Source organism: Salinicoccus halodurans (genome assembly GCF_900114445.1).
In the GTDB taxonomy this organism is placed as follows: domain Bacteria; phylum Bacillota; class Bacilli; order Staphylococcales; family Salinicoccaceae; genus Salinicoccus; species Salinicoccus halodurans.
Window position 1 is genome coordinate 307,798 of sequence record NZ_FOTB01000001.1, and the last position, 12,389, is coordinate 320,186.

Consider the following 12,389-nt stretch of genomic DNA (forward strand, 5'->3'; position numbering starts at 1 on the left):
CATTGCCTCCAGTAATAGATTCATTTTAAAACTGTTCATTAACATGGTATCATATCTTTATATAAATTTATAAGGTGGGGTATAATGCTTGAAAAGCGTATTGGCATATATATATATTTTAAACAAAATAAGTTCATACGACAATTGAAACGGCACGGCCACCTCATATACGTGAATAAAGATAAGAAGTACTTACTATTATATATATACGAATCCGAGCTTTCTCAAACAATAAAAATGCTGGAACAGCTTAAATATGTCAGAGAAGTGATCGTATCCGAATATCCGAATATCAGGCGGGAGTACAGTACTGAGAACTATGAGGCCAGGGATTACCGTGTAATATGATTTATTACATCGGTGGAATCAGGTGGTTCAGCCTCAGCACGCCGGTGATGTACTGGTAGAATTGTTCACGTTCATAAAAATCTTCAGGGTCTCTTGCGGAAAATTCAATGACCGGGATGTTTTTCCCTTCACACCATCCGCGGATGAGTGTGTATTTCTGTCCCTGTCCCTGATTGTACCGGATGCCGTTATAGATGGTGTAGATCGCCTGGAAATTGCCTCGGACCGGCTGCATGACGAGCAGAAAAGTGGAATGGCTATCCCCTGTATGTAAGAATATTGCTTTGTCGATGCGTGTATGATTGTGGCTGATGAGCGATTCCAATTCGAAAATGTCGCCATAGCCTTCACCGAGTGTGATGAATTTTTGCATGCTTATCAACTCCCATTATCATTTTAAACCAACCCCGGGAGGAAAGAAAGAGGATTTGACAGTGAGAATCATCAGTGGAAAATATAAAGCGAGAAAGATTGAAACTTTGAATTCGAATGATACACGCCCGACGACTGACAAAGTCAGGGAGAACATCTTTAATATTCTGGGAAGGACCGACGGCGATGTACTGGACTTGTTTGCGGGAAGCGGGGCGCTGGGTATTGAAGCAATCAGCCGCGGTGCGGACTCCGCAGTGTTCATCGACGGGGCGCGTGATGCTGTCGGGATTCTGAAGAAGAACACAAAAGGCATGGAAGAAAGTGTGGAAATCTTCAGGAACGATTACCGTCGTGCCTTAAAAGCGCTTGCGAAGCGAGGGAGGCAGTTCGACCTGATTTTCCTGGATCCGCCATATCACAAAGATATTGTGACGGATGCCCTTGCCATGATTGATGAACTCGGTATACTGAAAGCAGACGGACGGATCATAGCGGAGACGCATAAGGATGAAGGCTGTCAGACGACAGCCTTCATGAGTGTCAAAGAAGCCGTCTATGGTACGATTAAAGTAAATGTACTTGTAAAGGAAGGGTAGAAATGGGAAGAATTGCAGTATGTCCCGGGAGCTTTGATCCCATTACATATGGACATTTGGATATTATTGAAAGAACGAGCAAAGTATTCGACACAGTGTATGTTTCAGTACTTAAGAATTCATCAAAGCAGGGTCTGTTTACGCCTGCGGAACGGGTTGAGCTGATCAGGAAGGTGACAAAAGATCTGCCGAACGTAGAAGTCCGGGAATTCAACGGACTTCTCATCGATTTCTGCCAGGAAGTCGGGGCAGGTTCAATAGTGAGAGGCCTCCGTGCGGTCAGCGACTTCGAATATGAGATGCAGCTGACTTCAATGAACAGAAAGCTCGACAGCAGCATAGAGACGATCTATATGATGACAAACAACAACTATTCTTTCATCTCTTCATCAATCGTCAAAGAAGTTGCAAAATACGGCGGAAAGACTGAAGATGTCGTCCCGCCGCTTGTGGAAGAGGCGCTTAAGGAGAAGTTCGCCCGGCAATGATTACCGGTGTATTGAAATCATGCCTGTCTGATTTTGCAAATACATTATAGATGTCAGTCGCCGCAATCTCCGCCTGGATGGAGTTGCGGTTTTTACTGTTCACGTTTGTTATCACTTCAAGATCCCGGGGGAGCTGTTTCAAATACTTCTGTCCGGTTTCATTCATTGCGAGCACCCGGATGGTATCGGGCAGCGTATATGCTCTCATCCTGTCCTCTGTGATATTGAGGAGTATTGAAATCATCAGACGGTTGAGCCGAGTCCTGGTATAGCGCTTAGTCTTTACGCTGTTGATAAAAGAATCATAGGAATCATGCTGTCTGATCCTGTCTTTGATCCGGTACTCGAGCCCCTCTGTCATCATATATATATTACGGAGCTCAGAATGGCTGCAGCGGCTGATGATGATTTTCAGTGTATCAAAGATATTCTCGTTGGATAAAACAGTACCGGCCATTATATTCCTTGCGAGTAATTCCGGCATATAGCGCATGGCTTCTTCCAGGCGGTTTTCATTCAGGGCCCTCCTCAGGCTCGTTGCACTGGAGAACCTTGACTCCGACAGTGCTTCATCGTTGAACCGGTTGCCGAGCCGGGGGATGGTCAGCGGTTCAATCCGTGCACCCAGAGTATCAATCGCCCGGATGTAGGAGAGTCCAAGCGTGTTGTTGGCGCCCTTGAACACATTGCCGCCAATCGATTCATTCACGGCCCGCGGATAGCTGAAGCCTTCTTTCATCAATGCATTCATCCTATCCTGTATATCGGTTTCCTTAAGTTCCCGATATACATGCTTTAAATCTTCGATATCTCCGGATTCGCTGCCGAATACGATATTGGTGCTGCCGAGCAGCTTTGCAATATGGACGCCGCCAAGAGCAAAATCATCGGCAAAGCTCACAGCATTATACAGAGGAAGCTCCACAACCAGATCGACATGCCTGACCGCAGCTTCTGCCCGCGTGAATTTATCCGTAATGGCTATTTCACCGCGCTGGGTAAAATTGCCTGACATGATGGCAATCACAACATCCGCGCCGGTCAGTCTGCGTGACGCTTCAATATGATGGATGTGCCCATTATGAAACGGGTTGTATTCGGTGATTAAAGATGTGATAATCATCTATGAAACTCCTTTCCTGTGCAGTATAATTGTAACAGAAAATGAAAGGGTTATAATATTGTTGTGTTAAGAAAATAACTTGACAGAAGACCTTGTTAACTGTACAATGTTTTTTGTGCTCATAAGAGGTGAAACTATATGAGATGGTCATTGACACAGCTGAAAAAGTTCAGTAATGAAAGTATCGCTGTGAATGAAAAAATCCAGTTCAAAGAGATAACAGATCGAAAAGATGTCGTCAGCATCAACGAGACATCAGTCGAAGGTGAAATGCATGTCGGGTCAAGGCGGATCGGCATAGATCTCACCATCGATACGGTGGTTAATATGCTCGATAGCCGAACATCAGAAAATATCGAGGTTCCGCTCCATATCGAATCCTATGAAGAATTTGATGAAGATGCGGAAGAAACCGACGAATTGGATGAAAATGTTCATCCAGTGACCCACACTTTGGATTTGGAACCCGTAGTTCGTGAACTTATCGTTGTCAACCTCCCTCTGGTCGTAACTGAGAGTGACGAAGTGCCTGCCGGCGGCAGCACCTGGTCTGTTATGACAGAAGAGGAACTGGAAGATGAGGAAGAACAAAAAGTGGATCCGAGATTATCAAAGCTACAGTCACTGCTGGAAAGTGACAATGAGAATAAGGAGGATTAAGACATGGCAGTACCTAAGAGAAGAACCTCAATTACACGTAAAAGAAAACGCCGTACGCACTTGAAACTTTCAGTGCCTGGTATGGTGGAATGCCCTAACTGCGGAGAGATGAAACTTTCTCACCGTGTATGTAAAGAATGCGGCAGCTATAAAGGTGAAGATGTTGCAGCCAACTAATTGGCAGCGATAAAGAGAGCCGCTGATGATCAGTCATCAGCGGCTCTCTTTTTTTAATTATCAGAAGGATTACTGGTTGAGCACGTAACCTTTCGGATACCAGACGAGCGGATCATCCGCCATATCGCGTTCGATATCATATTTCAGTGTTTCAAATCCGTGCTTTTCAAAAAATGGTCTCGCGTTCTGACGGCTGATCGCCTTTATGGGCATATCAAAACTTTTAGCGTATTCGATCAGCTCGCTGCCAAAACCTTTACCATGGTATTTCTCAAGGACTTCAAGTTTCCAGATCACCATGTAATCATGCGGCGGGTCGAAAATCGGCTGATGCTTATCCTCTTTTGTATACAGGCACATGCGGGCTGCCAGATTGTCGCCCACATAGATACCATAGAAAGGGGAATTGATGTCGGCATCGATCATGTTTCCCTCAAGCTCTTTGGTCATTTGAAGTTCCTGTGCGCCATATTCCCTGAATTTTTTGAAATCTTCAACTGTTTTGTAGTTTATTGCCAAGTTTTTTACTTCTGCCATTTTTATTCTCTCCTTTGCCATCATTATAGTATAGTTCTCTGAAATCATTCAATTGTTTTATATGCGTATAATATTTATAATTAGATTAGCATATTTGATGAAGGAGATAAGTTATGGAAATCGAATGTATAGACTTCCAGCAGGATTGCTTCACACAGCGGTTCAGCCGGAAGGATAAAACGCTTTATAAATATTACCAAAACCTATCCTATGATAAAGAAAGTATCGAGACTGTACTTAAAAGACCTGTACATAAGCATACTGGACAACTCGCGGATATTATCGAAGAGGAAATGTCCGGGTTCGGTTTGAGCGGGCCGCAGATGGATAATATAAACAAATTGAGGGAAGGCCGCCGTGTAGTCATCGGCGGACAGCAGGCGGGACTTTTTATGAGCCCGGCATATATCATGCACAAGATTGTGACACTTCTGGTACTGGTGGATGAAATCAGGGAAAATCATGGTTATGAAGCGGTGCCCGTTTTTTGGATCGCCGGGGAAGATCATGATTTCGAAGAAGTGAACCATACCTATATATATGACAGGAACCACAGGAGAAGGCGTAAAATCTCATACAAACCCAACCTGAGCGTACCGATAAGTCTCGGCTTTTATAAATATGACAAGGCAGAAATGAAAAAGGTATTGCAGAAGATTATCGATGGATGTGGAGATTCCGGCTTCCTGCATGGGAAGAAGGACCAGATCATCAGAATGATAGATTCAAATGAATACTGGACAGAGCTTTTCCATGCACTTGTCCATGATGCGTTCAAAGAAGAAGGGCTGATCATTTTCAATGCGCATTCCAGAAAAGTCCGTCAACTGGAAATCCCGATGTTTGAAGAGATGATCGACCGGCATGGGGAAATAGACGCGGCCTTCAGAGAAGGGCAGGAAGCATTTGATGCTGAAGCGGACATCGGCAGGATGATAGAAACGGATACGAATGTCCATCTGTTTTCCGGATCGGAATATAACCGTACACTGCTCTCCTTCGAGGATGGCGAATTTATATCAGATGAGTCACCGGTGGACCGGCAGGGGCTTGTGGAGCGTCTCGCCGCAACACCTGAAACTTTCAGCAATAACGTTGTGACAAGGCCGCTCATGCAGGAAATGGTTTTTAATACGCTCATTTTTGCAGGCGGCGGTGCTGAAGTCAAATACTGGGGCGAACTTCATAAAGTATTTGAAGTGCTTAATGTGCCCATGCCAATCGTTCTGAAACGCATGGAGATCATCCACGAAGACATGCGGATTCGTAAGCTGATGGACGAGCATAACCTCACACTTTCCAAAGATATGCTGGAAAAAGTTGATGAAACTAAAAATCATCTTCTGCAAACTCATACCGACGCATCACTCCTCGCTGAAGTGGATGAAATAGGCGGCCGGATCGAGAAGGATTACAACGACATGAAAAACAGTACAGGCAGGGAACAGTACAGACAGTTGATAGAAGCAAACATGAAGATGCATCAAAAACAGCTGGATTACCTGAAAAGAAGATATAAACTGGAAGTGAAACGCAGTCTGCGGCACCAGCTGAATGATCTTGATGAGGTGGCGGAGAAATTGATGCCGAATGGCGAACTTCAGGAGCGTGTCTATCATCCGTGGATGTTCAAGGGCGCCCCCCCCACTTATCCAAAACTCTCTTACACGACAGAACTTACAGTTATAAAAACCTTATGATATCAGTATTTACAGACAGTTTTCCCATAGTGGGGAGAACTGTCTTTTTATTGTCTGAAAATAAAATATGTTGAATAGCATAGAAATTGTGGTATGAAGTGGGGAGATGTGGTAGATTATTCATAGAGGCGGAGGTGATGGATATGTTCATGGGAGAATTCAAGCACCAGCTCGATGCGAAAGGAAGAATGATCGTTCCGAGCAGGTTTCGTGAAGAATTGAATGAACAGTTCATCATCACTCGGGGTCTGGACAAATGTCTGTTTGGTTATACGATGGATGAATGGGCGAAGATCGAAGAGAAAATGAAAGCATTGCCGCTGACTAAAAAAGACGCAAGGAAATTCATGAGGCTGTTCTTTTCAGGTGCAACAGCCGTGGAGCTGGATAAGCAGGGAAGGATCAACATCCCTCAGAATTTGCGTGATTATGCAGGGTTGACCAAGGAATGTACAGTCATCGGTGTTTCCGGACGTATTGAAATATGGGACACGATGGAATGGGATACTTTCTACTCGGAATCCGAAGAAAACTTTGAAGATATTGCAGAAGATTTAATCGACTTTGATTTATAGGGTGTGAAGGAATGTTCAGACACGAGACCGTTCTATTGGAAGAAACAGTGGATGGACTAAATGTACATCCGGAAGGTATTTATGTGGATGCCACCCTGGGTGGGGGCGGTCACACTGCTTACCTTCTCGATCAGCTGACAACAGGAAGGCTCATCGCTTTTGATCAGGACGCGACAGCCATCAGGAATGCTGAAGAGAAATTCAAGGATAGGGAAAACCTGACGTTGATCCGTGCCAACTTTGAAAACTTGCAGGAAGAACTTGAAAACATAAATGTACATAAGATTGACGGTATTTTATACGACCTGGGTGTGTCGAGCCCGCAGCTCGATGTAACGGAACGCGGTTTCAGCCATTCCAGGGAAGCAAGGCTCGATATGAGAATGGATCAGAGCCGCGACCTCGATGCACATGAAATAGTCAATGATTATTCATATGAGCAGCTCGTAAGCATCTTTTTCAGATACGGGGAAGAAAAATTCTCCAAAAAGATTGCGCGGGAGATAGAGCGGCGCAGGGCTGACGCTCCAATTGAGACGACCACAGAACTGACTGAAATCATCAAATCCCAGATTCCGCACAAGTTCAGAAGGACGGGCGGCCACCCGGCCAAACGTGTTTTTCAGGCCTTGCGGATTGCAGTGAATGACGAATTGGGTGTATTTGAACGTTCACTCGAACAGGCAATCAAACTTCTGGATAAAGGTGGAAGAGTGTCAGTCATCACTTTCCATTCACTGGAAGATAGAATATGTAAACAGATGTTTGTGGAATATGAAAAAGGACCTGAGCTGCCAAGGAATATGCCGGTGGTTCCCGAAGCATACCAGCCGATTTTAAAACGCGTAAACAGAAAACCGATCATTGCAGATGAAGATGCACTGGAGAATAATCCTCGGGCAAGAAGTGCCAAATTACGAATTGCAGAGAAGCAGAAGTAGGGAGTGTTATTATGGCAGTAGAGAGTTACACCCGGAATGTTCTTCCTGAAACGCAGGTTGAACCGAAGGTAGAGAAGAAATCCCGGACGAGAACCAGAACACGCTTTGTCAGTCTGAAAAAAGCAGAGACCCTTGTTTATCTGACGTTACTGGTTTTGATTGCGGCTGCAGCGATTTATGTGCTATCTTTAAAAATGGATGCTTACGAACTGCAGACGGAAAAGACGCAGATTGAAAATGAAATTGCAATCAAGGAAGGCGAGATCAGCGAGCTCAAGACGGAAGTGACGCATCTTGCATCCTATGACAGAATATATGAAAAGGCAAATGAACTCGGACTTGATCTGGACAATGGAAATGTAAAGGTTGCTGAGAAGTATGGCAAGGATTAGATTTAAGCTTGGCGATAAAACAAAAAGACTATCAGTCGGTGCGCTCCTAATTTATCTTGGTATAGGAGTGCTTTTTGTTTGCATATTTTGGCAATTCAGTTATTTAATGATTGCCAAAACGCTGGATGATGAAGATCTCGTGGCACATGGCCATGATAAATTTACACGCTCGGCGGTCACCGAAGCGGAACGCGGAGAAATAACGGACAGGGACGGTAATGTCCTGGCCAGTGATATGGAGTCCTACCGCCTGGCTTTGATAACCGATTCTGATTACCCGAATCATGTCACAGATCCCAAAAAAGCGGCAGAGACGCTTGCCGGTGTGATTGACATGGACCAGGAAGATATAGAAGCGCGCATAAAAGAAGGCGTTGAGAAGAAACAGTTCCAGGTTGAATTCGGTAAGGAAGGCAGAGACCTTTCATATAATCAGAAGAAGACCTTGGAGGAGTCCGGAGTCTCGGGTCTTGTATTCGTCGCGGAAACCAAGCGGTTCTATCCGAACGGGGACTTTGCCTCACATCTCATCGGATATGCAGAAGAGTCGGAAGGCAGTGATGAGCTGTCCGGACAGATGGGGCTGGAGCGTGCCTATAATGATGTCCTGAGCGGTCAGGACGGAAAAATAAACTATACGCAGGACCTGTGGGGGTATATCGTTCCAAATACCGATACGGTGAAACCGCCGCAGGACGGAGCGAATATGAAATTGACGATCGATTCGAACATCCAGCTTTATCTGGAGGATTCTCTTGATACCATGGAGGAACATTTTGAGCCGGAAGAACTTTTTGCCGTGGTCGCTGATGCAAAAACAGGTGAAATCCTGGCAAGTGGCCAGAGACCTTCATTCAATCCGAGGACACGGGAAGGATTCGGCAACAGCTGGCTGAATATGCTCTATCAATATTCCTTTGAACCGGGCTCCACATTCAAGGTGTTCGGTCTGGCTGCCGCAATCGCGGAAGGTGAGTATGATCCGAATGCAACATATGAATCAGGTTCCTATGATGTCAATGGACATACGATTTACGATTGGCAGAAAGAAGGATGGGGAGAAATCACCTACAATCAGGGCATGCAGTATTCATCCAATGCACTGATGATGCTCCTGCAGGATAAAGTCGGGGAAGACAAGATGCTCGAGTATTACAAAAAATTCGGGTTTGGTGAACCGACGGGCTCTGAATTCCCGAATGAGCCATCAGGCATTCTGGCATGGGATAATGAACTGCAGCGGAAAACAACTTCATTCGGCCAGACATCCACTGTTACACCAATACAGATGATCCAGGGTATGACAGCGATCCTCAACGGCGGCAAGATGAAAAAACCGTATGTCGTCGATGAGATTACGGACCCGGAGACAGGTGAAGTGATACATGACGGAAAAGAGACCGTCGTACGCCAGGTCATCCCGGAAGAAGCCGCGAATAAGACGCAGGAAGAGATCAATACTCTGGTCGGCGGTTCCGAAGATCACAACTCGCAGTATCTGCTGGAGGATTATGAAGTCGCCGGAAAATCCGGTACGGCACAGATCATCGATCCTGAGGGCGGGGGATATATGGACGGCGATTATGAATTCCTGACATCATTCCTCGGCTATGCACCGGAAGACGATCCTGAAGTCATCATCTACTACGGTATCAAGCTGGCAAGTAAAAATAAATCGGATACATGGGACTACGGCGTTATGCATGGGTTTAATCCTTTGATGGAACGCACATTGAAATACCTGGAAGTCGAAGGTGGAGATGACGGTACAGGCGGGGAAGCGGTTGAAGTCGGCGACTATACCGGGCAGACACTTTCTGAAGCAGAACCGGCAGCCAAAGACACGATACAGACGATCATCACCGGTGACGGGGAAGAAATTGTAGATCATTATCCAAAAAATGATACACTATTGCCATATGATACATTCTTTGTAAAAACGGATGGTGAACAGCTGATGCCTGATCTTACAGGACTGTCGAAAAGAGAAACCCTGATGTTTGGTGAGTTCATGGGAATCGATGTCTCTGTAGAAGGCGAAGGCTTTGTTCAGGAACAATCTGTAGCACCGGAAACACCGATAACTGAAGATACGGCTCTGGAGTTGACACTGTCATCGAATGATCCGAATGATTAGAGGAGGACAAAATGTTTACACTATTACCATTATCAATTTTAGGGCTGGCTGCCTTTATACTCACTGCGGTATTTGTACCGGTCTCCATCCCGATTTTAAAACGCATGAAATTTGGCCAGTCGATCAGAAAAGAAGGGCCCGAAAGCCATCAGGTGAAGACAGGCACGCCGACAATGGGCGGTCTGACTTATCTGGTCCCGATTCTGGTGCTCGCTCTCATATCACTGCTGTTTGTTGATGACCCATACAAAATGCTCGTCCTGATCATAGTCACAGTCGGCTTTGGACTGATCGGCTTCATTGATGATTACATCATTGTCGTAAAGAAAGACAATACGGGGCTGACGTCAAAACAGAAGTTTCTGGCGCAGATACTCGTCTCGGTCATCGTTTATTTCATCATGACTTTTGCGATTCCTGATATTTCATCTGCTGTACATATTCCGGGAACTGGTTTTAATATTCCCCTCGGGATTTTATTCATCGTGTGGATCGTCTTCTGGCAGGTGGGCTTTTCCAATGCTGTAAACCTGACGGACGGACTGGATGGTCTGGCCACCGGTCTTTCAATCATTGCATTCGGCAGTTTCCTTGCCATTGCACTGATGCGCGGAGAGATGGCAGTGGCGCTTTTCCTGGTCATCATGATAGGAGCCCTTGCCGGATTTCTGGTCTACAATAAATATCCTGCAAAGCTGTTCATGGGTGACACCGGATCGCTTGCGCTCGGCGGGATCATCGCGACAGTTTCAATCATGCTGAATGACAGCCTCCTGCTGCTCATCATCGGCATTGTGTTCGTCATAGAGACAGCGTCGGTCATGCTGCAGGTCGCCTCATTCAAACTGACCGGCAGACGTATTTTTAAAATGACACCGATCCACCATCATTTTGAACTCATCGGCTGGAGCGAATGGAAAATTGTCATCGTCTTTTGGGCGACCGGAGCAGCAGCCGGTGCTCTCGGCGTATTGTTGGGGGCAATATAAATGGAAAAATATGATGGATTCAAAAATAAAAGAGTCATCGTCCTGGGTTATGGGCGAAGCGGCAGAAGCGCTGTTTCTGCACTGGTCTCACTCGGCGCCCACGTAGTTCTGACGACGAACGAAATTTTAGCGGACGAGCGTGTCAGACAGACAATGAAAGGGTGGGGCGTTGAAATTGTTGACGGCCACCATCCATCGAGCCTTTTGAACGATGCAGAGATTATCGTTAAAAATCCGGGGATCCCCTATGAAATAGAATTTCTGAAGGAAGCAGTAAAAAGGGGGATTCCGATCATCACTGAAGTGGAGATTGCAGGTCATATCTCAGAGGCACCGATTATCGGCATTACCGGGACGAACGGCAAGACTACCGTGACCCATCTGATCGGTGAGATGCTGAACCAGTCCGGACTGGATTCGATTCTATGCGGTAATATCGGATATCCGGCCAGCAGTGCGGCAAAGGAGGCAACCGGGGACACCATTCTCGTAATGGAGCTGTCATCTTTCCAGCTTATGGGCATCAGAGATTTTAAACCGGATACAGCAGTGATCACGAATATTTATGAAGCACATATTGACTATCATGGTTCAGTGGAAGCATATGAAGCCGCGAAACTGAATCTTCTCAGAAATATGGGACGGCAGGATAAGCTGATCTTCAATGGTATGCAAAAAGAAAAACTTGAAAAATTGGATCACACGATCGATACGGAGTATTTTTCCGTCGGAGGCGAAGCAAGTGCCTGCATCAGAGAAGGGATGATCACTTATAAAGATACTCCGCTTATCCATGTGGATGAAGTGAAGCTGATGGGGGCGCATAACCACGAGAATATTCTTGCTGCCGTCATCGCCGCCAAGACAAATGGTGCAACGGACGAAGGGATCATCAGGACATTGAAAGAGTTCGGAGGCATCCCGCACCGTATGGAATATCTGGGAACACACGGTGGCACCGCCTACTATAATGATTCGAAGGCGACGAATAATCTGGCAACATCCTTTGCTCTGAAAACGTTCAAAACACCGGTGATCTGGATTGCCGGCGGTCTTGACAGGGGGCAATCGGTTGACGATCTTATTCCCCGGATGGACCGTATAAGGACGATCATCACTTTTGGTGAGACAAAATATAAGTTTCTGGAATTGGCGGAAAAGACACACAAGGAAGCTCTGACCGCACAAAATCCCTATGATGCGATCCGGCTTGCAGCGGAAATAAGCGAACAGGGAGATACGGTACTGTTTTCACCTGCCTGTGCAAGCTGGGACCAGTACAAGGATTACGAAGCACGGGGCGATCATTTTAAAGAAGGTTTCAGCAGTTTAGAAGACTGAATCAGGAGGT

At 45.8% G+C, this 12,389-nt stretch carries 15 protein-coding genes; 12 read left to right on the forward strand and 3 right to left on the reverse strand.

Features of this window, described 5'->3' with window-relative positions; all coding sequences use genetic code 11:
• Positions 1–84: 84 nt before the first annotated feature.
• A complete protein-coding gene (locus BM271_RS01520) occupies positions 85–348 on the forward strand; it encodes a DUF2129 domain-containing protein (protein ID WP_046789880.1) in 264 nt (87 codons plus the stop codon).
• Positions 349–352: 4 nt separating this feature from the next.
• Here the strand turns inward: BM271_RS01520 and BM271_RS01525 are convergent, their stop codons facing one another.
• On the reverse strand, positions 353–721 hold the full coding sequence (locus tag BM271_RS01525) for a DUF7147 family protein (protein WP_046789881.1): 369 nt from the start codon (positions 719–721) through the stop codon (positions 353–355).
• Positions 722–782: 61 nt separating this feature from the next.
• Between BM271_RS01525 and rsmD the strand changes: the two genes are divergently transcribed.
• Complete coding sequence (gene rsmD, locus BM271_RS01530) at positions 783–1,319, forward strand: 16S rRNA (guanine(966)-N(2))-methyltransferase RsmD (protein WP_046791460.1); 537 nt, start codon at positions 783–785, stop codon at positions 1,317–1,319.
• Between the two features lie 2 nt (positions 1,320–1,321).
• Complete coding sequence (gene coaD / locus BM271_RS01535) at positions 1,322–1,807, forward strand: pantetheine-phosphate adenylyltransferase (protein WP_046789882.1); 486 nt, start codon at positions 1,322–1,324, stop codon at positions 1,805–1,807.
• Here coaD and BM271_RS01540 read toward each other — a convergent pair.
• The gene (locus BM271_RS01540) at positions 1,782–2,930 is read right to left on the reverse strand and encodes a nucleotidyltransferase (RefSeq protein ID WP_046789883.1); all 1,149 of its coding nucleotides are present in this window, start codon (positions 2,928–2,930) and stop codon (positions 1,782–1,784) included. The genes coaD and BM271_RS01540 overlap by 26 nt on opposite strands.
• 138 nt (positions 2,931–3,068) lie before the next feature.
• Here BM271_RS01540 and BM271_RS01545 point away from each other — a divergent pair, with 138 nt between their 5' ends.
• Positions 3,069–3,590: a YceD family protein gene (locus tag BM271_RS01545; RefSeq protein ID WP_046789884.1), complete on the forward strand. Its 522-nt coding sequence runs from the start codon at positions 3,069–3,071 to the stop codon at positions 3,588–3,590.
• Positions 3,591–3,593: 3 nt separating this feature from the next.
• A complete protein-coding gene (rpmF, locus tag BM271_RS01550) occupies positions 3,594–3,767 on the forward strand; it encodes a 50S ribosomal protein L32 (protein WP_031548420.1) in 174 nt (57 codons plus the stop codon).
• Between the two features lie 69 nt (positions 3,768–3,836).
• Here the strand turns inward: rpmF and BM271_RS01555 are convergent, their stop codons facing one another.
• Positions 3,837–4,304, reverse strand: a complete 468-nt coding sequence (locus BM271_RS01555; protein ID WP_046789885.1) for an N-acetyltransferase — start codon at positions 4,302–4,304, stop codon at positions 3,837–3,839.
• Between the two features lie 113 nt (positions 4,305–4,417).
• Here BM271_RS01555 and bshC point away from each other — a divergent pair, with 113 nt between their 5' ends.
• The 7 genes from bshC to murD all read left to right on the forward strand — a co-directional run bounded on the left by bshC (position 4,418) and on the right by murD (position 12,379).
• A complete protein-coding gene (bshC, locus tag BM271_RS01560; RefSeq protein WP_046789886.1) occupies positions 4,418–6,004 on the forward strand; it encodes a bacillithiol biosynthesis cysteine-adding enzyme BshC in 1,587 nt (528 codons plus the stop codon).
• 143 nt (positions 6,005–6,147) lie between these two features.
• Entirely contained in the window at positions 6,148–6,579 is a 432-nt protein-coding gene (gene mraZ / locus BM271_RS01565) for a division/cell wall cluster transcriptional repressor MraZ (RefSeq protein WP_046789887.1), read from the forward strand.
• A gap of 11 nt (positions 6,580–6,590) precedes the next feature.
• Complete coding sequence (gene rsmH / locus BM271_RS01570) at positions 6,591–7,520, forward strand: 16S rRNA (cytosine(1402)-N(4))-methyltransferase RsmH (RefSeq protein WP_046789888.1); 930 nt, start codon at positions 6,591–6,593, stop codon at positions 7,518–7,520.
• Positions 7,521–7,531: 11 nt separating this feature from the next.
• Positions 7,532–7,912, forward strand: coding sequence for a cell division protein FtsL (ftsL, locus tag BM271_RS01575; RefSeq protein WP_046789889.1), 381 nt, complete (start codon positions 7,532–7,534; stop codon positions 7,910–7,912).
• Between the two features lie 106 nt (positions 7,913–8,018).
• Positions 8,019–10,049 carry a penicillin-binding transpeptidase domain-containing protein gene (locus BM271_RS01580; protein WP_052749932.1) on the forward strand — a complete coding sequence of 677 codons (2,031 nt, stop codon included), beginning with the start codon at positions 8,019–8,021 and terminating at the stop codon, positions 10,047–10,049.
• Between the two features lie 11 nt (positions 10,050–10,060).
• Positions 10,061–11,038 carry a phospho-N-acetylmuramoyl-pentapeptide-transferase gene (gene mraY / locus BM271_RS01585; protein ID WP_046789891.1) on the forward strand — a complete coding sequence of 326 codons (978 nt, stop codon included), beginning with the start codon at positions 10,061–10,063 and terminating at the stop codon, positions 11,036–11,038.
• Positions 11,039–12,379 carry a UDP-N-acetylmuramoyl-L-alanine--D-glutamate ligase gene (gene murD, locus BM271_RS01590; protein ID WP_046789892.1) on the forward strand — a complete coding sequence of 447 codons (1,341 nt, stop codon included), beginning with the start codon at positions 11,039–11,041 and terminating at the stop codon, positions 12,377–12,379.
• Positions 12,380–12,389: the final 10 nt, after the last annotated feature.

Coding starts and splice junctions, on each gene's coding strand:
- BM271_RS01520 (WP_046789880.1), top strand. CDS start 85: ATGCTTGAAAAGCGTATTGGCATATATATATATTTTAAACAAAATAAG.
- BM271_RS01555 (WP_046789885.1), bottom strand. CDS start 4,304: ATGGCAGAAGTAAAAAACTTGGCAATAAACTACAAAACAGTTGAAGAT.
- BM271_RS01525 (WP_046789881.1), bottom strand. CDS start 721: ATGCAAAAATTCATCACACTCGGTGAAGGCTATGGCGACATTTTCGAA.
- BM271_RS01545 (WP_046789884.1), top strand. CDS start 3,069: ATGAGATGGTCATTGACACAGCTGAAAAAGTTCAGTAATGAAAGTATC.
- rsmH (WP_046789888.1), top strand. CDS start 6,591: ATGTTCAGACACGAGACCGTTCTATTGGAAGAAACAGTGGATGGACTA.
- rpmF (WP_031548420.1), top strand. CDS start 3,594: ATGGCAGTACCTAAGAGAAGAACCTCAATTACACGTAAAAGAAAACGC.
- ftsL (WP_046789889.1), top strand. CDS start 7,532: ATGGCAGTAGAGAGTTACACCCGGAATGTTCTTCCTGAAACGCAGGTT.
- BM271_RS01540 (WP_046789883.1), bottom strand. CDS start 2,930: ATGATTATCACATCTTTAATCACCGAATACAACCCGTTTCATAATGGG.
- coaD (WP_046789882.1), top strand. CDS start 1,322: ATGGGAAGAATTGCAGTATGTCCCGGGAGCTTTGATCCCATTACATAT.
- murD (WP_046789892.1), top strand. CDS start 11,039: ATGGAAAAATATGATGGATTCAAAAATAAAAGAGTCATCGTCCTGGGT.
- BM271_RS01580 (WP_052749932.1), top strand. CDS start 8,019: ATGATTGCCAAAACGCTGGATGATGAAGATCTCGTGGCACATGGCCAT.
- bshC (WP_046789886.1), top strand. CDS start 4,418: ATGGAAATCGAATGTATAGACTTCCAGCAGGATTGCTTCACACAGCGG.
- mraZ (WP_046789887.1), top strand. CDS start 6,148: ATGTTCATGGGAGAATTCAAGCACCAGCTCGATGCGAAAGGAAGAATG.
- mraY (WP_046789891.1), top strand. CDS start 10,061: ATGTTTACACTATTACCATTATCAATTTTAGGGCTGGCTGCCTTTATA.